The sequence below is a fragment of the Streptomyces sp. NPDC026417 genome (genome assembly GCF_055567695.1).
This window is the reverse complement of the sequence record NZ_JBVHPY010000005.1, coordinates 270,029-288,953: the sequence shown is the minus strand read 5'-3', so window position 1 is coordinate 288,953 and position 18,925 is coordinate 270,029. Positions and strand designations below refer to the sequence as shown.

Annotated in this window: 12 protein-coding genes; 7 read left to right on the top strand and 5 right to left on the bottom strand. The window is 72.2% G+C overall.

What is annotated here, in order from left to right; all coding sequences use genetic code 11:
* Positions 1-36 precede the first annotated feature (36 nt).
* A complete protein-coding gene (locus ACZ4NT_RS10865; RefSeq protein WP_121406450.1) occupies positions 37-2,655 on the bottom strand; it encodes a glycosyltransferase family 1 protein in 2,619 nt (872 codons plus the stop codon).
* 335 nt (positions 2,656-2,990) lie between these two features.
* Between ACZ4NT_RS10865 and ACZ4NT_RS10860 the strand changes: the two genes are divergently transcribed.
* The 5 genes from ACZ4NT_RS10860 to glgB all read left to right on the top strand — a co-directional run bounded on the left by ACZ4NT_RS10860 (position 2,991) and on the right by glgB (position 12,465).
* Complete coding sequence (locus ACZ4NT_RS10860; protein ID WP_467724743.1) at positions 2,991-4,193, top strand: S8 family peptidase; 1,203 nt, start codon at positions 2,991-2,993, stop codon at positions 4,191-4,193.
* Positions 4,194-4,415: 222 nt separating this feature from the next.
* Positions 4,416-6,530, top strand: a complete 2,115-nt coding sequence (locus ACZ4NT_RS10855; RefSeq protein WP_467724741.1) for an alpha-1,4-glucan--maltose-1-phosphate maltosyltransferase — start codon at positions 4,416-4,418, stop codon at positions 6,528-6,530.
* On the top strand, positions 6,527-8,227 hold the full coding sequence (gene treS / locus ACZ4NT_RS10850) for a maltose alpha-D-glucosyltransferase (protein ID WP_121406065.1): 1,701 nt from the start codon (positions 6,527-6,529) through the stop codon (positions 8,225-8,227). Before ACZ4NT_RS10855 ends, treS begins: the two co-directional genes overlap by 4 nt.
* Positions 8,228-8,321: 94 nt before the next feature.
* Complete coding sequence (locus ACZ4NT_RS10845; RefSeq protein ID WP_121406064.1) at positions 8,322-9,728, top strand: maltokinase N-terminal cap-like domain-containing protein; 1,407 nt, start codon at positions 8,322-8,324, stop codon at positions 9,726-9,728.
* Positions 9,729-9,771: 43 nt separating this feature from the next.
* A complete protein-coding gene (gene glgB, locus ACZ4NT_RS10840; protein ID WP_467724843.1) occupies positions 9,772-12,465 on the top strand; it encodes a 1,4-alpha-glucan branching enzyme in 2,694 nt (897 codons plus the stop codon).
* A gap of 99 nt (positions 12,466-12,564) precedes the next feature.
* On the opposite strand, the gene ACZ4NT_RS10835 is transcribed toward glgB, so the two are convergent.
* The 4 genes from ACZ4NT_RS10835 to ACZ4NT_RS10820 form a co-directional block, all read right to left on the bottom strand.
* The gene (locus ACZ4NT_RS10835) at positions 12,565-14,868 is read right to left on the bottom strand and encodes a HelD family protein (protein WP_467724842.1); all 2,304 of its coding nucleotides are present in this window, start codon (positions 14,866-14,868) and stop codon (positions 12,565-12,567) included.
* Between the two features lie 106 nt (positions 14,869-14,974).
* Positions 14,975-15,307, bottom strand: a complete 333-nt coding sequence (locus ACZ4NT_RS10830; RefSeq protein ID WP_121406062.1) for a thioredoxin domain-containing protein — start codon at positions 15,305-15,307, stop codon at positions 14,975-14,977.
* Positions 15,304-15,732 carry a MerR family transcriptional regulator gene (locus ACZ4NT_RS10825; RefSeq protein ID WP_121406061.1) on the bottom strand — a complete coding sequence of 143 codons (429 nt, stop codon included), beginning with the start codon at positions 15,730-15,732 and terminating at the stop codon, positions 15,304-15,306. Before ACZ4NT_RS10825 ends, ACZ4NT_RS10830 begins: the two co-directional genes overlap by 4 nt.
* Before the next feature lie 43 nt (positions 15,733-15,775).
* On the bottom strand, positions 15,776-16,303 hold the full coding sequence (locus ACZ4NT_RS10820) for an Lrp/AsnC family transcriptional regulator (RefSeq protein WP_121406060.1): 528 nt from the start codon (positions 16,301-16,303) through the stop codon (positions 15,776-15,778).
* A 95-nt stretch (positions 16,304-16,398) separates the two neighbouring features.
* On the opposite strand from ACZ4NT_RS10820, the gene ACZ4NT_RS10815 reads away from it, so the two are divergent.
* Both ACZ4NT_RS10815 and ACZ4NT_RS10810 read left to right on the top strand, forming a co-directional pair.
* Positions 16,399-17,331, top strand: a complete 933-nt coding sequence (locus tag ACZ4NT_RS10815; RefSeq protein ID WP_121406059.1) for an NAD-dependent epimerase/dehydratase family protein — start codon at positions 16,399-16,401, stop codon at positions 17,329-17,331.
* A gap of 127 nt (positions 17,332-17,458) precedes the next feature.
* Positions 17,459-18,616 carry a serine hydrolase domain-containing protein gene (locus ACZ4NT_RS10810; protein ID WP_467724736.1) on the top strand — a complete coding sequence of 386 codons (1,158 nt, stop codon included), beginning with the start codon at positions 17,459-17,461 and terminating at the stop codon, positions 18,614-18,616.
* Positions 18,617-18,925: the final 309 nt, after the last annotated feature.

Below are 18,925 nucleotides of genomic sequence, written 5' to 3'. Positions count from 1 at the left end.
CCGGCCCCGCCCGCGGCGGGCGGGGCCGGACACCGGTCACCGCATCAGGACGCCGGCCCCCTCGCCGGTCTCCTCGGACGGCACGGCCACCAGACCCAGCTCCGCGCCGGACGCCAGCAGCCGGTGCGCCGGCAGGATGCGGACCGTGTAGCCGAAGGGTCCCGTGCGGTCCAGGGACAGCGGACCCTCGTACACCCAGCGGCCCTCCACGTCCGGGCCGCCCGCCGGTTTGAGGGGGACCGTCGCGGCGTCCGCGATGCGGTCCTCCGCGTCCACCCGCCCGGCGACCGCCTGGACCTCGACGTCGTCGGGCGCGAGGTCGGCCAGGTCCACCCGGACCCGGAGGTTCAGCGTCGTGCCGAGTTCGGCGGTGGCCGTCGCCGCCGAGGCCTCCACGTGGTCGACCGCGACCCGCGGCCAGGCCGCCCGCACGCGGGACTTCCACTCGGCCAGTTCCCGGGCGGAGTCCGGGGTGACGGCCCGGTGGGCGCGGGCCGCCGGGGCGTACAGGCGCTCCACGTACTCGCGGACCATGCGGCCCGCCAGCACCTTGGGGCCCAGGTGGGTCAGCGTCCGGCGGACCATCTCGATCCACCGGTCCGGCAGTCCCTGCTCGCCCCGCTCGTAGAAGCGGGGAGCGACCCGCCGTTCGAGGAGGTCGTAGAGCGCCGAGGCCTCCAGTTCGTCGCGGCGGTCGTCGTCCGTCGCGGTGCCGTCCGCCGTGGGGATCGCCCAGCCGAAGTCGGGCTGGAACCACTCGTCCCACCAGCCGTCCAGGACCGACAGGTTGAGGCAGCCGTTCAGCGCCGCCTTCATGCCGCTGGTGCCGCAGGCCTCCAACGGGCGGAGCGGGTTGTTCAGCCAGATGTCGCAGCCCGGGTAGAGCTTCTGCGCCATCGCCATGCCGTAGTCCGGCAGGAAGACGATGCGGTGGCGCACCCGCGGGTCGTCGGCGAAGCGCACCAGCTCCTGGATCAGCCGTTTGCCGCCGTCGTCCGCGGGGTGGGCCTTGCCCGCGACGACGATCTGGACCGGGTGCTCGGGATGCAGCAGCAGGTCCATGAGCCGGTCCCGGTCCCGCAGCATCAGCGTCAGGCGCTTGTACGAGGGGACGCGGCGGGCGAAGCCGATCGTCAGGACGTCCGGGTCCAGCACGCCGTCGATCCAGCCGAGTTCGGCCGTGCCCGCCCCGCGCTGGCGCCAGGAGGCGTACAGGCGCTCGCGCACCTCCAGCACCAGTTGCTCGCGCAGGACCCGGCGCAGGTCCCAGATCTCCTGGTCGGCGATGTCGGCCACCGCGTCCCAGCGGTCCGAGCCGCCGACGGTGAGCGCGTCCTCGGCGCGCTGCGCGCCGATCTGCCGGGCGCCCAGCCGCAAGACCTCGGGGGCCACCCAGGTCGGTGCGTGCACCCCGTTGGTCACGGAGGTGATCGGGACCTCCTCCGGGTCGAAGCCCGGCCACAGGCCCGAGAACATCTCGCGGCTGACCTGACCGTGCAGCAGGGACACGCCGTTGGCCCGCTGACCGAGCCGCAGCCCCATCACGGCCATGTTGAAGAGGTTGGGCTCACCGCCGGGATAGGTCTCCATGCCCAGGCGCAGGATCCGCTCGACGTCGATCCGGGGCAGCTCGGCGTCGGGGCCGAAGTGGCGGGCCACCAGTTCCCGGTCGAAGCGGTCGATGCCCGCGGGGACCGGGGTGTGGGTGGTGAACACCGTGCCCGCGCGGACGGCTTCGAGGCCGGAGTCGAAGTCGAGTCCGGCGTCGCACAGTTCGGCGATGCGCTCCAGGCCGAGGAAGCCGGCGTGCCCCTCGTTCGTGTGGAAGACCTCGGGCCGGGCGTGGCCGGTGAGCCGGCAGTACGTCCGGACCGCGCGCACCCCTCCTATGCCCAGCAGCATCTCCTGCAGCAGGCGGTGCTCGCTGCCGCCGCCGTAGAGCCGGTCGGTCACGCCCCGTTCGCCGAGGTCGTTCTCCTCGACGTCCGAGTCGAGCATCAGGAGCGGGACCCGGCCGACCTGGGCCAGCCAGATGCGGGCCCGCAGCAGGCTTCCGCCGGGGAGGGCGAGCGCCACCTGGGCGGGGGTGCCGTCGGTCTCGCGGAGCAGCACCAGCGGCAGTTCGTTCGGGTCCAGCACCGGGTAGTGCTCCTGCTGCCAGCCGTCCCGGGAGAGGGACTGGCGGAAGTAGCCGTGCCGGTACAGCAGCCCGACCCCGATGAGCGGTACGCCCAGATCGCTGGCGGCCTTGAGGTGGTCGCCGGCGAGAATGCCGAGGCCGCCGGAGTACTGGGGCAGGGCGGCGGTGATGCCGAACTCGGGCGAGAAGTAGGCGACGGCGGCCGGGAGTTCGGCGGACTGGGCCTGATACCAGCGGTCGCCGCTCACATAGTCGCGCAGGTCGTCGGAGGCGGCGGCCAGTCGGCTCAGGAATCGGGGGTCCTCGGCGAGTTCGGCGAGGCGCGCGGCCGGCACGTTCCCCAGCAGCCTTATGGGGTCGCCGTCCGACGCGGCCCAGTGCTCGGGGTCCACGGACTGGAAGAGATCACGGGTCTCCGCATGCCATGACCAGCGCAGGTTCCGCGCCAGGTCGACGAGCGGGTGAAGGGCTTCGGGGAGAACGGGTCGGACGGTGAACCTGCGGATTGCCTTCACGAATTCCACCTTCACGGAGGACGTACGCGGCAAGGGACGCACGTCGCTGTGCGCCCTTCGTCACCCACGACGGTAGCGGCGCGGACGCCCCCGCAACTACGGCGCACGGTGCGACACGCGGCGGGCACCCGCGCCCACCGGCCGACTTCGGCGGAAATTCGCCGCAACCTCCGCGGGGAGCCGTCATGCGCCGTGTGGCCGGTTCCGCCCGCCTGTGCGCTCTTGTGGCGCTTCGAGCCCCACGAGAGGCTGCTCTGAGACGCGCCGGCCCGGGCCCGGTCCCGACGGGGTGAACAGCGGTCCCCGTGCGTCGCGTCAGGGAGGGGAAGCCGGACATGCCACAGACGCGCACCAGACGCCTGCGCTGGGCGGGGGGCCTCACCGCGGCCCTCACGGCCGCGGTGCTCTCGGCCACCGCGCCGCCCGCGCAGGCCGCCCCCGAGGGCCGGACGGCGGGTGCCGGGGGCCCCGGCGCGGTCGGCGGGAGCTACCTCGTCACGCTCGCGGCGGGCACCGACGCCGCGTCGGCGGCGGGACGGAGCGTCGCCGAGCAGTACGGCGCGAGAATCAGCCAGACGTACCGCACCGCTCTCAACGGGTACGCGGTGCGGACCGACCCGGCCGGGGCCCGGCGGCTCGCGGCGGACGACCGGGTCGCGTCGGTCGTCCAGGACACCTCCATCGCGCTCGGCCACCACCAGGGGCACCCGCCGTCCTGGGGTCTGGACCGGATCGACCGGCCGAGCCTGCCGCTGGACCACGGCTACTCCTCGCCCGACGCGGGGGGCGCCGGGGTCACCACCTACGTCATCGACACCGGTGTCCGCATCACGCACCGGGACTTCGGCGGGCGGGCGCGCTACGGCTGGGACTTCGTCGACGGCGACCGGACCGCCGGGGACGGCAACGGACACGGCACGCACGTCGCCGGGACCATCGCGGGGACGACGTACGGCGTCGCCAAGAAGTCCGCCGTCGTGGCCGTCCGCGTGCTGGACGACGACGGGGCCGGCACCACAGCGCACGTCATCGCGGGCATCGACTGGGTGACCCGGCACGCCCGCAGACCCGCCGTCGCCAACCTGAGTCTGGGCGGTCCCGCCAACGCCCAACTGGACGCGGCCGTACGCAATTCCATCGCCTCGGGCGTCACCTACGTCGTCGCCGCGGGCAACGGCGGACTTTCGGCCAGTCTGTTCTCCCCCGCCCGCGTCGGGCAGGCGATCACCGTCGGCGCGACCGGGCGGACCGACACCCGCGCGGATTTCTCCAACTTCGGTTCCCGCCTGGACCTGTTCGCGCCCGGCGTGGCGATCACCTCGGCGTCGCACAGGAGCGACACCGGCAGCGCAACGCTCTCCGGCACGTCGATGGCGACTCCGCACGTCACAGGGGTCGCCGTCCTCTATCTGGCCGGGCACCCCAGGGCCGCGCCGGCCCGGGTCGGCCGGGCCCTCGTACGTCGGGCGAGCGCCGGCAAAGTCACCGACGCGGGACCGGGCTCCCCGAATGAACTGCTCCTGAGCGGCCACCCGTAGAGGGACGCGTGATCGCACACCCCGGGCGACACGCCGGGGTCCGCCCGGCTTCGTCCTCCTGCGGGACGAGGCCGGTCTTGTGTGCAGACATACGCGTGAGTAGTTAACAAAGCGCCGGATTGCTCACCCGAATAGGGTGGGAAGGCTCCTCCGGTACGCCCCGCAGGACCCACCTCCCCACACCTCTTCCGCCCACCCACGTTGACGCGGACAGGAGCGGTCATGCCCGCCAAGCACCACACGTCGCCACCCCCGACGCCCAGCACCGCCACACCCTCCGTGAGCAGGGTCGATTCCGGTCCCCCCACGGCGGAGAAACCCTCCGCGGACCGTACGGCAGGTGTGGGGCGCATCCCCGTTCTGGACGTCCGGCCCCGTGTCCTGGAAGGACGGCGCCCCGCGAAGGCGGTGGTACGCGAGTCGTTCGAGATATCGGCCACGGTCTTCCGCGAGGGCCATGACGCGGTCGCGGCCAATGTCGTCCTCAGAGACGCGGAGGGCCGCGAGGGGCCCTGGACCCCGATGCGCGAACTGGCCCCCGGCACCGACCGCTGGGGTGCCACCGTGGCCGTACCGGCCGAGGGCCGCTGGACCTTCACGGTGGAGGCGTGGAGCGATCCGGTGGCGACCTGGCGCCATCACGCGGGAATCAAGATTCCCGCGGGGATGGACACCGAACTGGTCCTGGAGGAAGGGGCGCGCCTGTACGAACGGGCGGCCGCCGGCGTACCGAAGAGCGGCGACGGACAGGAGGTCGTCCTCGCCGCCGTGGACGCGCTGCGCGACGGCAGGCGGCCCGCCGCGGCCCGGCTCGCCGCCGCCCTCACCCCCGAGGTGGACCGGGTCCTCACCCGTCACCCGCTACGTGAACTGGTCACGTCCTCCGCACCGCTGCCCCTCCTCGTGGAACGCGAACGGGCGCTGTACGGCGCCTGGTACGAGTTCTTCCCGCGCTCCGAGGGCGCCGTGGTGGAGGAGGGCAGGCCGCCGGTCAGCGGGACCTTTCGCACGGCCGCCGAACGGCTGCCCGCGATCGCGGAGATGGGCTTCGACGTCGTCTACCTGCCGCCGATCCACCCCATCGGCAGCACGTTCCGCAAGGGTCCCGACAACACCCTGTCGGCGGGTCCGCGGGACGTCGGGGTCCCCTGGGCGATCGGCTCGCCCGAGGGCGGCCACGACGCGGTCCACCCGGACCTGGGCACCATCGAGGACTTCGACGCCTTCGTCCGGCGGGCGGCGGAGGAAGGGCTGGAGGTGGCGCTGGACTTCGCGCTGCAGTGCTCTCCGGACCACCCCTGGGTGGAGAAGCACCCCGAGTGGTTCCACCACCGTCCGGACGGCACGATCGCGTACGCGGAGAACCCGCCGAAGAAGTACCAGGACATCTACCCGATCGCCTTCGACCGGGACATGCCCGGGCTGGTGGCCGAGACGCTGCGGATCCTGCGGTACTGGATGGCACACGGCGTGCGGATCTTCCGCGTGGACAATCCGCACACGAAGCCGGTGGTGTTCTGGGAGCAGGTCATCGCGGACATCAACCGCACCGACCCGGACGTGATCTTCCTGGCCGAGGCCTTCACCCGGCCCGCGATGATGCGCACGCTCGGGGCGGTCGGCTTCCAGCAGTCGTACACCTACTTCACCTGGCGCAACACCAAGGAGGAGCTGACCGACTACCTCACCGAGCTGTCCGGCGAGGCCGCCGCCTGCATGCGGCCGAACTTCTTCGTGAACACCCCGGACATCCTGCACGAGTTCCTCCAGCGGGGCGGGCGCCCGGCGTTCGAGCTGCGGACGGTGCTCGCCGCGACGCTCTCCCCGACGTGGGGCGTCTACAGCGGGTTCGAGCTGTGCGAGAACGTGCCCGTCCGCGCGGGCAGCGAGGAGTACCTGCACTCCGAGAAGTACGAGCTGCGACCGCGCGACTGGGCGGCGGCCGAGCGCGAGGGCCGGAGCATCGCGCCCCTGCTGGGCGCGCTCAACGCGATACGGCGCCGCAGCCCGGCGCTTCGGCAGCTGCGGGACCTGCACTTCCACTCCACGGACAAGGACGCCGTGATCGCCTACTCGAAGCGCAGCGGTTCGAACACGGTTCTGGTGGTGGTCAACCTCGACCCGCACCACACCCAGGAGGCCACGGTCTCGTTGGACATGCCGCAACTCGGCCTGGACTGGCACGAGTCCGTGCCGGTGCGCGACGAGCTCACCGGTGAGACCTATCACTGGGGCAGGGCCAACTATGTGCGTCTGGAGCCGGGTCACAGGCCGGCGCACGTTCTCACCGTCCTGCGACCGTCCTCACCGCAGATCGGAGGGTCACCCGCCATATGATCGTCAACGAGCCCGTCCCGGACACCTTCGAGGACACCCCCGCCAAGGACCGCGACCCCGAATGGTTCAAACGAGCCGTGTTCTACGAGGTCCTGGTCCGCTCCTTCCAGGACAGCAACGGCGACGGCGTCGGTGACCTCAAGGGCCTGACAGCCAAACTCGACTACCTGCAATGGCTCGGCGTCGACTGCCTGTGGCTGCCCCCGTTCTTCAAGTCACCGCTGCGCGACGGCGGTTACGACGTCTCCGACTACACCGCCGTGCTGCCCGAGTTCGGCGACCTCGCCGACTTCGTCGAGTTCGTCGACGCCGCCCACCAGCGCGGCATGCGCGTCATCATCGACTTCGTCATGAACCACACCAGCGACCAGCACCCGTGGTTCCAGGAGTCCCGCAACAACCCCGACGGCCCCTACGGCGACTACTACGTCTGGGCCGACGACGACAAGCAGTACCAGGACGCCCGGATCATCTTCGTCGACACCGAGGCCTCCAACTGGACCTTCGACCCGGTCCGCAAGCAGTACTTCTGGCACCGCTTCTTCTCCCACCAGCCCGACCTCAACTACGAGAACCCGGCCGTGCAGGAGGAGATGATCTCCGCGCTGCGGTTCTGGCTGGACCTGGGCATCGACGGGTTCCGGCTGGACGCGGTGCCGTACCTGTACCAGGTCGAGGGAACCAACTGCGAAAACCTTCCGGCAACGCACGAGTTCCTCAAGCGGGTCCGCAAGGAGATCGACACCCAGTACCCGGACACCGTGCTGCTGGCGGAGGCCAACCAGTGGCCCGAGGACGTCGTCGACTACTTCGGCGACTACGCCGCCGGCGGCGACGAGTGCCACATGGCCTTCCACTTCCCGGTCATGCCGCGCATCTTCATGGCCGTGCGCCGCGAGTCGCGCTACCCCGTCTCCGAAATCCTCGCCAAGACGCCGGCCATTCCGTCCGGCTGCCAGTGGGGCATCTTCCTGCGCAACCACGACGAGCTGACCCTGGAGATGGTCACCGACGAGGAACGCGACTACATGTACGCGGAGTACGCCAAGGACCCGCGTATGCGCGCCAACATCGGCATCCGCCGCCGGCTCGCCCCCCTGCTGGACAACGACCGCAACCAGATCGAACTCTTCACCGCCCTGCTGCTGTCGCTGCCCGGCTCGCCGATCCTCTACTACGGCGACGAGATCGGCATGGGCGACAACATCTGGCTCGGCGACCGCGACGCCGTCCGCACCCCCATGCAGTGGACCCCCGACCGCAACGCCGGATTCTCCTCCAGCGACCCCGGCCGGCTGTTCCTCCCGACGATCATGGACCCGGTCTACGGCTACCAGGTCACCAACGTCGAAGCCTCGATGAGCAGCCCCTCCAGCCTGCTCCACTGGACGCGGCGGATGATCGAGATCCGCAAGCAGAACAAGGCCTTCGGACTCGGCTCCTACACCGAACTGCCCTCCACCAACCCGGCGGTCATCGCGTTCCTGCGCGAGTACAAGGACGACCTCGTCCTGTGCGTGCACAACTTCTCCCGCTTCGCGCAGCCGACGGAGCTGGACCTGAGCGCGTTCAGCGGGCGGCATCCGGTCGAGCTGATCGGCGGGGTGCGTTTTCCGGCCATCGGCGAACTGCCGTACTTGCTGACGCTCGCCGGTCACGGCTTCTACTGGTTCCGGCTCCGCACGGACGCCGCGTAGAAGCCGCGCAGAACCCGGTCGGGCCGGTTTCCACCGGCCCGACCGGGGCACGCATCAGTAACACCCCGACCTCCCGGGGAAAGGACGCGACGCCATGTCGGAAGCCGCAACCCATCCAGTCACGGCCCCGGTCGCACGCCCTGATCTGCTCGCGTCCCTCGATCCACTGCTGCGGGAATGGCTGCCGCGGCAGCGTTGGTTCGCGGGCAAGGGGCGTCCGATAACCGGTTTCACCCTGGTGGCAGCCACCGAGCTGCTGCCGCCCACCGCCAAGACGGGCCTGTTCCACCTTCTCGTACGCGCGCACCAGCCGCTCACTCCGGCAGCCGGAGCCCCGGCCCGTCCCGGGGACTGCTACCAGCTGCTGATAGGCGTGCGCGAGGCGCTGCCCCCGCGGCTGGCGCCCGCGCTGATCGGCCATCTCGAGCAGGGACCGCTCGCCGGGCGGACGGCGTACGAGGCCCTCTACGACCCACGCTCCGCCGACGTACTGCTCGAAGCGCTCCGGACCCAGGCGCGCATCGGCGACCTGCGGTTCGAGCGCGACCGGCGCCAGGACATCCGGGAGGACCTGGTGCCACGCGTGGTGACCGCGGAGCAGTCCAACTCCTCGATCGTGTACGGAGATACGTTCATCCTGAAGCTGCTGCGCCGGGTGGTGCCGGGGGTCAACCCCGACCTGGAGCTGCCTCTGGTCCTGTCCCGCGAGGGCTGCCCCCGGGTTCCCGCGCCCACGGCGTGGATGCTCGCGGACCTGGCCGACGACACCTACGTCCTGGGCGTGATGCAGCCCTTCGTGCAGGGCGCCGCGGACGGCTGGGAGCTGGCGCTGCGCGAGCTGGCCAAGGGCGAGGACTTCAGTGCCGAGGCGCGGGCGCTCGGACGCGCCACGGCGGAGGTGCACACGGCTCTCGCCCGCGCGCTCCCCACCCTCACCGTCGGCCCTCCCCAGCTGGAGCTGATCGTCGACGGCATGACGGAGCGCCTGGACGCCGCCGCGCAGGCGGTCCCGTCACTGCGCCCGTACGTCCCCGGGCTGCGCTCCGCCTTCCGGGCGCTCTCCGACCTGGCCGCCGAGGGCCACACCTGGACCGCCCAGCGCATCCACGGCGACCTGCACCTCGGGCAGTGCCTGCGGTCCGCGTCCGGTGAGTGGTCGCTGATCGACTTCGAGGGCGAGCCGTCCAGGCCGCTCGCGGAACGCCGGATGCCGCAGCCCGCCGTGCGGGACATCGCCGGAATGCTGCGGTCCTTCGACTACGCGGCCCATTCGGCCGGCTCCGGGGCACCGGGCTGGGCCGACGCCTGCCGCGCCGCGTACTGCAGCGGCTACGCGGAGGTCGCCGGGCGGGACCCGCGCACCGAACCGGTCCTGCTGCGCGCCTACGAGACGGACAAGGCCGTCTACGAAGTCCTGTACGAGGCCCGGCACCGGCCCGACTGGCTGCCCGTGCCGCTGGCCGCGGTGCGCCGGCTCGCCGCCGACGACGGCTCACCGTGACCCGCGCCCCCGCCCGCCCCACCTCACCCCTGCCGAGGAGGCCCTGCCCGTGACCCCCCGTCCCCCGTCCGAGGACAGTCCGAAGAAGACCGGCGCGAGCGCGCGGAAGTCCGCCGCCGGCAAGGCGGCCGACGGCAAGAAGACGCCCGCCGCGAAGAAGGCGGCAGGCAGGAAGACCGCGGCGGCCGCGAAACGGTCCGCCGAGGAGAGGACGGCGGTCGAGAAGGCCGCCCAGGGCACTCCGGCGGCGAGGAAGGCTGCGGGGAGCAAGACCCCCGAGAGCACGGAGGCGGCGGGACAGAAGGCCGCCGCGAAGAAGGCGGCGGTCGTGCGGAGCGCCGCGGCGAAGAGCACGAGCCCGAAGAGCACAGCCGGGAAGACGGCCGCGAAGAAGGCCGCGGACAAGAAGGTGCCCGCCCAGAAGCGGGCCGGCGCCTCGGCCGCCGGGCCCCGAACCGGGCCGGCGGCCCCCGCGATCACCGCGCCCCGGGCCCCCGAACCCGAGCCCGCTGCCGTGCCCGCGCCCGCGGGCCCGCCGGAGCCCCCCGCCTTCGCCGGGGTCGGTCCCGAGGACCGGGAGCGGCTGCTGAACGGCACGCACCACGATCCGCACGGTGTCCTCGGGGCGCACGTCGTGCCCGGCGGTGTCGCCTTCCGCGCGCTGCGCCCGTACGCCCGCTCGGTCTCCGTGGTCTCCGGCGAACTCCGGGCCGAGCTGCAGGACGACGGTGACGGCTTCTTCTCGGGGCTGCTGCCGCTGCGCGAGGTCCCGCCGGAGTACCGGCTGCTGGTGACGTACGAGGAGACGGTGCTGGAGACCGAGGACGCGTACCGCTTCCTGCCCGCGATCGGCGAGTTCGACCTGCATCTGCTCGGCGAGGGCCGCCACGAACAGCTCTGGAAGGCGCTCGGCGCCGAGCCGATGGTGCACCAGGGAGTGGCCGGCACCCGGTTCACGGTGTGGGCGCCGAACGCACGCGGTGTGCGGGTGGCCGGCACCTTCAACTACTGGGATCCCACCGCGTGTCCGATGCGCTCCCTCGGGTCGTCCGGGGTGTGGGAGCTGTTCGTGCCCGCCATCGGCGAGGGCGAGCTGTACAAGTTCGAGATCACCCGGGCCGACGGTTCGAAGACCCTGCGGGCCGACCCCATGGCCCGGCGCACGGAGGTGCCGCCCAGCACCTCCTCGATCATCGAGGCCTCGCACCACGAGTGGGGCGACGCGGAGTGGATGGCCCGGCGGGCGCAGCGGCCCGCGCACGAGGCGCCCTTCTCGGTGTACGAGATCCATCTCCCTTCCTGGCGACCGGGGCTGACTTATCGTCAGCTCGCGGAGCAGCTCCCCGCCTACGTGGCGGACCTCGGCTTCACCCATGTGGAGCTGATGCCGGTGGCCGAGCACCCCTTCGGCGGTTCCTGGGGCTACCAGGTCACCGGCTTCTACGCCCCGACCGCCCGGCTGGGCACCCCCGACGACTTCAAGTACCTGGTCGACGCCCTGCACCGGGCGGGGATCGGGGTGCTCATGGACTGGGTGCCGGCGCACTTCCCGCGCGACGACTGGGCTCTGGCCGAGTTCGACGGGCGCCCGCTGTACGAGCACGAGGACCCGTTGCGGGCGGCCCACCCCGACTGGGGGACGCTGGAGTTCGACTACGGGCGCCGCGAGGTCCGCAACTTCCTGGTCGCCAACGCCGTGTACTGGTGCGAGGAGTTCCACATCGACGGCCTGCGCGTGGACGCCGTCGCCTCCATGCTCTACCTCGACTACTCCCGGGAGCCCGGGCAGTGGACCCCGAACGAGCACGGCGGCCGGGAGAACCTGGACGCGGTGGCGTTCCTGCAGGAGATGAACGCCACCGTCTACCGGCGCAACCCGGGCGTGGTCACCATCGCGGAGGAGTCGACGGCCTGGGACGGGGTCACCCGGGCCACCCACCACACCGGGCCCGGCGGCTTCGGCGGCCTGGGCTTCGGGCTGAAGTGGAACATGGGCTGGATGCACGACTCGCTCGGCTATGTGCAGCACGAGCCGGTGCACCGCAAGTACCACCACGACGAGATGACCTTCTCGATGGTGTACGCGTACAGCGAGAACTACGTGCTGCCCATCTCGCACGACGAGGTGGTCCACGGCAAGCGGTCGCTGGTGTCGAAGATGCCCGGCGACTGGTGGCAGCAGCGGGCCACCAACCGCGCCTACCTCGGGTTCATGTGGGCCCACCCCGGCAAGCAACTGCTGTTCATGGGGCAGGAGTTCGCCCAGGGCGCCGAGTGGTCCGAGGCCCACGGCCCCGACTGGTGGCTGCTCGATCCGGCCTACGGCGCGGAGGCCGACCACCGCGGGGTCCGCGACCTCGTGCGCGACCTCAACACGGTCTACCGGGCCGAACCCGCCCTCTGGCAGCGTGACACCGATCCCTCCGGGTTCGCCTGGATCGCCGGGGACGCCGCCGAGGACAACGTGTTCGCCTTCCTCCGGTACGACGCGGACGGCTCGCCGCTGCTCGCCGTGTCCCACTTCGCGCCGGTCGTGCGGCACGACTACCGGATCGGGGTGCCGGACGACGTACCCGCCTGGCACGAGGTCCTCAACACGGACCTCGGCCGGTACGGCGGCAGCGACGTCACGAATCCCGACCCGGTGAAGCCGGAGCCCCAGGGTGCCCACGGCCGTCCGGCCGGCATCCGGCTGACCCTGCCGCCCCTGTCCACGGTCTGGTTCCGCCCGGCGTGACACCGGAACGCCGGTGCGGCCGAGGTCGGGTCGGCCGCACCGGCGTGGTGAGCAGCCGGGGCGCGCGGGCGGCGTCCCGTGGCGGGGCGGGTGCCGGCGTCAGGCGGTCGCCAGGGAGGCCGGCAGATCGCCCGTGTGCAGGACGCCGAGTGCCTGCGTGGCGCGGGTCAGGGCGACGTACAGGTCACTCGTCCCGTACCGTGCCGGCTCGACCACCAGGACGGAGTCGAACTCGAGCCCCTTGGCCTGCCGGGGATCGAGCAGCACGACGGTACGGGTGAGATCCGGCTCGGCGCCGGCGCTCACCCCGTCGAGCCGCGCCGCCAGCGCCCGGTGCAGGTCCCGGGGCGCGATCACCGCGAGCCGGCCCTCGTCCGGGGTGAGCTCGGCGACCGCCTCGGCGACGGCGCCCGGCAGGTCCCCGGTGGCCCGCACCCAGGGCCGCACCCCGGTGGACCGCACCGAGCTGGGCGGTTCGAAGTCCGGGTCGGCGGCCCGCACGACGGCCGCCGCGAGGTCCATGATCTCCGACGGGGTGCGGTAGTTGACGGCCAGCCGGGTGTGCTCCCAGCGGTCCTCGACGTACGGGGAGAGGATGTCCGACCAGGAGCCGACCCCGCCCGCCTCCGAGGTCTGCGCGGGGTCGCCGACGAGCGTCATCGAGCGGGTCGGGCTGCGCCGCATCAGCAGCCGCCAGGCCATCGGCGACAGCTCCTGCGCCTCGTCGACGATGATGTGCCCGAAGGCCCAGGTGCGGTCGGCGGCGGCCCGCTCGGCGGCGCTGCGGTGGTCGTCCTCCTCGTGCCGCTCGGCGAACCGCTCCGCGTCGATGATGTCGTGCGCGGAGAGGATCTCGGAGTCCTCCTCGTCCTTGTCCTCGAACTCGTAGGTCCGGGAGGCGTAGGAGACGTCCAGCACGCCCTGGGCGTAGGCGACCTGGGCGTTGCGCTCCCGCTCGGCGCGGGCGCGCGCCACCCGGTCGTCCTCGCCGAGGAGCTCCGCCGCCTCGTCCAGGAGCGGGACGTCCGCGGTGGTCCACGCCCGGGTGACCGGCCGCCGGATCGCCGCGGCGTCCTCGTCCCCGAGGTAGGCCTCCGGGGCGGCCAGGAAGTCCGCGACCAGCCGCTGCGGGGTCAGCCGTGGCCACAACTGGTCGATGGCGGACCACACTTCGGGGTTCTCGGCGAGTTCGTCGCGGATCTGGGTGATGTCACTGGCGTCGAGCAGGTTCGAACCGTCGAAGGGGTCGGTGCCGATGCGCTCGGCGAGCATGTCCGTGAGCGTGTTGAGGATGTGTCCCTCGAAGTGCTCGCGCGCCGTGTTGTGCGGCAGCTTCGCCTCGCGGGTGCGCTCGCGGGCCACCTGCACGAGGCCCTCGTCGAGCATCAGTATGTCGCGGTCGTGCTCGATGGCGATGACCGGGTCGGGCAGGGTCTGCCGGTCGCGTACGACGGCGGCGAGGACGTCGGCCATGTCCGCGCGGCCCTTGACGGCCGCCGCCTCGGGGGTGTCGGCGCCGGTCGCCTTCACGCCGGGGAACAGCTCGCCGACGGTCGCGAGCAGCACGCCCGTCTCACCGAGCGAGGGCAGCACCTCGCCGATGTAGCCGAGGAAGGCCGGGTTGGGGCCGACGATGAGGACGGCCCGCTTGGCGAGCAGCTCGCGGTGTTCGTAGAGGAGGTAGGCGGCCCGGTGCAGCGCCACCGCCGTCTTCCCGGTGCCGGGACCGCCCTCGACGACCATGATGCCGCGGTGCGGGGCGCGGATGATGCGGTCCTGCTCGGCCTGGATGGTCTGCACGATGTCGCTCATCCGGCCGGTGCGGGCCGAGTTGAGCGCGGCGAGGAGGACCGCGTCGCCGGCCGGGTCCTCGTGGCCGGTGCGCTCGCGGTCGCCGAGATCGAGGAGTTCGTCGTGCAGGTGGGTGACCCGGCGGCCGTCGGTGGTGATGTGCCGGCGGCGGCGCAGGTCCATCGGCGTGTGCCCGGTGGCGAGGTAGAAGGGCCGGGCGACCGGGGCCCGCCAGTCGATCAGGATCGGGGTGTGCGCGGCGTCGTCGGCGCGGATGCCGATGCGGCCGATGTGGTGGGTGGTGCCGCCGGTGAGGTCGATGCGGCCGAAGCAGAGCGAGCCGTCCACGGCGTTCAGGGCGGCCAGCAGCCCGGAGCGTTCGGCGACCAGGACGTCCCGTTCGAGCCTCGCCTGCATCGGTGTGTTGCCCTGGCCGAGCGCGTCGACGACGGACGCCTCGGTGACACCGCGCAGTGTGTCCACGCGTGCGTACAAAGCGTCGATGAATTCCTGCTCGTGCTTCAATTCATCGTCTGGAAATTCGGTGTTTGACAATTCCGCTCCCGGCCGGATATACTCTGCCCACTGCACTTGTTCGCGACCATTGCCCATGAAGTCGCGAATCATTGAATATACGCAGAGAAATCCCCCGAGCGCAATTGCTCGAGGGATTTTTTCGTGCCCCGGCGGCCCGGGATCCGTCCGGCGCGGCTCCCGGTCAGAGCACGTCGGACAGCTCCTCCAGCAGACGCCGTTTCGGCCGGGCGCCCACCATCGACCGCACCGGCTCACCTTCCCGGAACACCATGAAGGTGGGCATCGAGAGCACCCCGTAGGCGAGGGCCGTCTGCGGGTTGGTGTCCACGTCGAGCTGGACGACCTTGAGCCGTTCCCCTTCCTCGGCGGCCAGGGCGCTGAGCACCGGCCCCATCTGCCGGCACGGCGGGCACCAGTCGGCGGTGAACTCCACCAGCACCGGCAGCTCCGCCCCGATCACCTCTGCCGCGAAGTCCGCGTCCGTCACTTCGGCCACTCCTGCCGCTTTGATCACAGCGTCCGTCCTCCCAGTTCGCACACCGGTTCCGGACCCCCCGGAACCTCCGCGTCGGCCGCCAGCTCGTCACGCGCCCGCTCGGCCCTGGCCAGCTGGGCGCCGACGTGGGCACGCACGGCCTGCAGCTCGCCGATCAGCGCGTCGAGTTCGCCGAGCTTGCGGCGGTACACGGCGAGCGAGGCGGGGCAGGAGTCGCCCTCGGGGTGTCCGGCCCGCAGGCACTCCACGAAGGGCCGGGTCTCCTCCAGCTCGAACCCGAAGTCCTGCAGGGTCCTGATCTGCCGCAGCAGCTTGAGGTCGTCCTCGTCGTACGTCCGGTGCCCGTTCTCGCCCCGCCGCGCGGGCAGCAGTCCCCGTGTCTCGTAGTAGCGCAGGGTCCGCGTGGTCGTCCCGGCCCGCGCCGCCAGCTCGCCGATTCGCATGTCCCCGACGGTACGGCTTGACGCCGACGTCAAGGCAAGCGGTTCAGCGCGGGCCCGGACGCAGCGGGAGCAGCGGCCGGCGTTCCACCGGCGACGACAGGACGATCGACGTCGTGGTGCGGCCGAGCGCCGAGGTCTGCGCCAGGACCTCCTCCAGGTGCAGGGTGTCCTCCACCGCCACCTTGAGGATCCAGCAGTCCTCGCCGACGACGTGGTGGACCTCGACGACCTCGGGCCGGTCGAGGAGTTCCAGCGTTCTCGGGTGCTTGAGGGTGTAGCCGCCGTGCGGGTTCACGCGGACGAAGGCCTGGACGCCGTAGCCGAGGCGGGCGGGCGCGACGTGGGCGCCGTAGCCGGTGACGGCACCCGCGGACTCCAGCCGGCGGACGCGCTCGGCGACCGCCGCGGGGCTCAGGCTGACCCGGCGCCCCAGTTCGCTGAGCTTGATCCTTCCGTCGGTCTGCAGCAGCTCCAGGATGCGGCGGTCCAGCTCGTCGAAGGCCGCCGACGTTTCGTTGGCGCCGGCTCGCTGATGCCGTGGTTCCTTCGGTGCGACGGCCTGATCTCCCATGACTCCCCCTTCAGTGCCGCGGTCCGCGTCGGGAGAATTATGACCGCACCGGACGGCAGGGGCCGCGTGCGGAAATCGGAATTCGGGAGGGCGTCGTGCGCGACGTATGCGTCATCGGGGGAAACCGCTATTTCGGAAAGCGGCTGATCGCCCGGCTGCTGGACGCCGGGGACCGGGTCACGGTCGTCAATCGCGGTTCGTCCGCGCCGCCGGCCGGTGCGGAGCACCTGATCGCCGACCGCGACGACGAGCACGCGCTCGCGGCGGCGCTGGGGTCGCGCACCTTCGACGTGGTCGTCGACCAGGTCTGCTACTCGCCCCGGCAGGCCGCCGTCGCACGACGGGTCTTCACCGGCCGCACCCGGCGGTACGTCATGACCTCCACCGTCGAGGTGTACGAGCACGAGGACTCGGCGTCGCCGGTGCGCGAGGAGGCGGTCGACCCGCGGACGGTCACCGTGGACCTCACCCTGCCCTGGGAGGACCCCGGGTTCCTCGACGCCCACTACGGCGAGGGGAAGCGGCAGGCCGAGGCGGTCTTCGCCGCCGATCCCGGTTTCCCCTGGGTCTCCGTGCGCGTGGCCCATGTGCTGGGCGGGGACGACGACTTCACGGGGCGGCTCGACCACTACGTCCGTCGGATCGAGGCGGGCGAGCCGATCGCCGTACCGGCCGTGAACCGCCCGGCGACGTACATCCACGTCGAGGAGATCGCCGACTTCCTGCTGTGGGTGACGGAGCGGGACTTCACCGGCCCCGTGAACGCGGCGTCCCACGGGCCCCTGACCACCGAGGAGCTGTGCCGGGCGGTGGCCGCGCGGATCCCCGGCGGCAGGACCGTCTTCCGGAGCGTGGAGGCCGGAGAGGTCTCGCCGTTCTCGTTCGCCCGCTCGTACGGGATGGACACCTCCCGTGCCACCGGTCTCGGATTCGCCTTCGGCCATACCCGGCGGTGGCTGCCCCGCGCGGTCGCGGAGACCCTCGGCGCCGGGACGCAGGGCACCTCTCCCCTGGGAACGGCGCACTGACGTACCCCGCGCGTCCCGACCCGGCCGGCGGCAGCCCGGACCGGTGCAACCCCGTACGCCGCGTCGCGATGAGTTCCGCCCCCGGTGGCGGTCCCACCTTCGACCGCTCCCGGACGAAGGTGGACCGATGACCGACCTGCACGAGCTCCTGAGGACGTACGTCGACGACGGCTGGGCCCCCGGCGCCGTGGGCCTGATCGCGCGCGGCGACGACGTCGAGGCGGTGGCCGTCGGTTCCCTCGACACCGAGGGGACCGCCCCGATGACGCGCGACTCGATCTTCCGGATCGCCTCGATCACGAAGCCGGTCGTCGCCGCGGCGGTCATGACGCTCGTCGACGAGGGCAGGATCGGGCTGGACGACCCGGTCTCCCGCTGGCTGCCCGAACTCGCGGAGCCGATGGTCGTCCGCTCGCCCGCCTCTCCTGTGGACGACGTGGTGCCCGCCGTCCGGCCGATCACCGTGGACCACCTGCTCTCCTCCCGTGCCGGGTACGGCTTCCCGTCGGACTTCGGCCTGCCCCAGGTCCAGAAGCTGTTCACGGTCCAGAAGGACGGACGGGACCCGTGGAACTTCCCCGCTCCGGACGCGTGGACGGCCGCGCTGGCGCGGATCCCGCTGCTCCACCAGCCGGGCGAGGCCTGGCTCTACGGCACCTGTTCGGATCTCCAGGGTGTCCTTGCGGCCCGGGTCACCGGGCAACCGCTGCCGGAGCTCCTGGCCGAGCGGATCCTCCGGCCGCTCGGCATGAGCGACACGGGCTTCATGGTGCCGGCGGCGGCCCGCGACCGCTTCACCAGCTACTACCGGGTCGGGGAGGCAGGCGACCTGGAACCGGCGGACGGCCCCGACGGGCGGTGGAGCCGGCTGCCGGCGTTCCCGTCCGGCGGCGGGGGTCTCGCCTCGACCGCCGACGACTGGCTGGCCTTCGGCCGGATGCTGCTGGCCGGCGGGACGAGCGCGCGGGGCACCCGGGTCCTGTCGCCCGAGTCGGTGCGCCGGATGACCACCGACCGGCTGACCGACCCTCAGCGCGCCGTCGGCGCCCTGTTCCTGGAGGGCCAGGGCTGGGGGTACGGCGCGTCGGTCGACATCGCGCCCCTCGCGCCCTGGAACATCCCGGGCCGGTACGGCTGGGTCGGCGGCACCGGCACCAGCGCGCACATCGTCCCCGCCACCGATTCGGTGGCCCTGCTGCTGACGCAGCGCGGCATGGAGGCCCCGACCCCGACCCCGCTGCTGCGGGACTTCTGGCACTACGCGGCCACCCGCACGGCTCCCTGACGCCGGGCCCCGTCCGACCGGCCGGGATCCACGTCCACCGGGCCGGGATCCATCCGCCTCCGCCGGGATCCGCGTCCACCGGACCCGACGTCCACGACCGCCCGACGCCACGGCCGGCACCGCCGAGACCGCCGAGACCGGCGTCCACCACCGCCGGGATCCGCGTCCACCACCGCTGGGACCGGCGTTTCACCACGGCCGGGCGCCGCAACCACCACCGCCGGGACCGGCGTTTCACCACCGCCGGATCGGCGTCCACCCCGCCGGGACCGGCGTCCACCATTGCCGGGATTCCGCGTCCACCCGTCC

Coding starts and splice junctions, on each gene's coding strand:
- ACZ4NT_RS10860 (WP_467724743.1), top strand. CDS start 2,991: ATGCCACAGACGCGCACCAGACGCCTGCGCTGGGCGGGGGGCCTCACC.
- ACZ4NT_RS10855 (WP_467724741.1), top strand. CDS start 4,416: ATGCCCGCCAAGCACCACACGTCGCCACCCCCGACGCCCAGCACCGCC.
- treS (WP_121406065.1), top strand. CDS start 6,527: ATGATCGTCAACGAGCCCGTCCCGGACACCTTCGAGGACACCCCCGCC.
- ACZ4NT_RS10845 (WP_121406064.1), top strand. CDS start 8,322: ATGTCGGAAGCCGCAACCCATCCAGTCACGGCCCCGGTCGCACGCCCT.
- ACZ4NT_RS10835 (WP_467724842.1), bottom strand. CDS start 14,868: ATGGGCAATGGTCGCGAACAAGTGCAGTGGGCAGAGTATATCCGGCCG.
- ACZ4NT_RS10825 (WP_121406061.1), bottom strand. CDS start 15,732: ATGCGAATCGGCGAGCTGGCGGCGCGGGCCGGGACGACCACGCGGACC.
- ACZ4NT_RS10820 (WP_121406060.1), bottom strand. CDS start 16,303: ATGGGAGATCAGGCCGTCGCACCGAAGGAACCACGGCATCAGCGAGCC.
- ACZ4NT_RS10810 (WP_467724736.1), top strand. CDS start 17,459: ATGACCGACCTGCACGAGCTCCTGAGGACGTACGTCGACGACGGCTGG.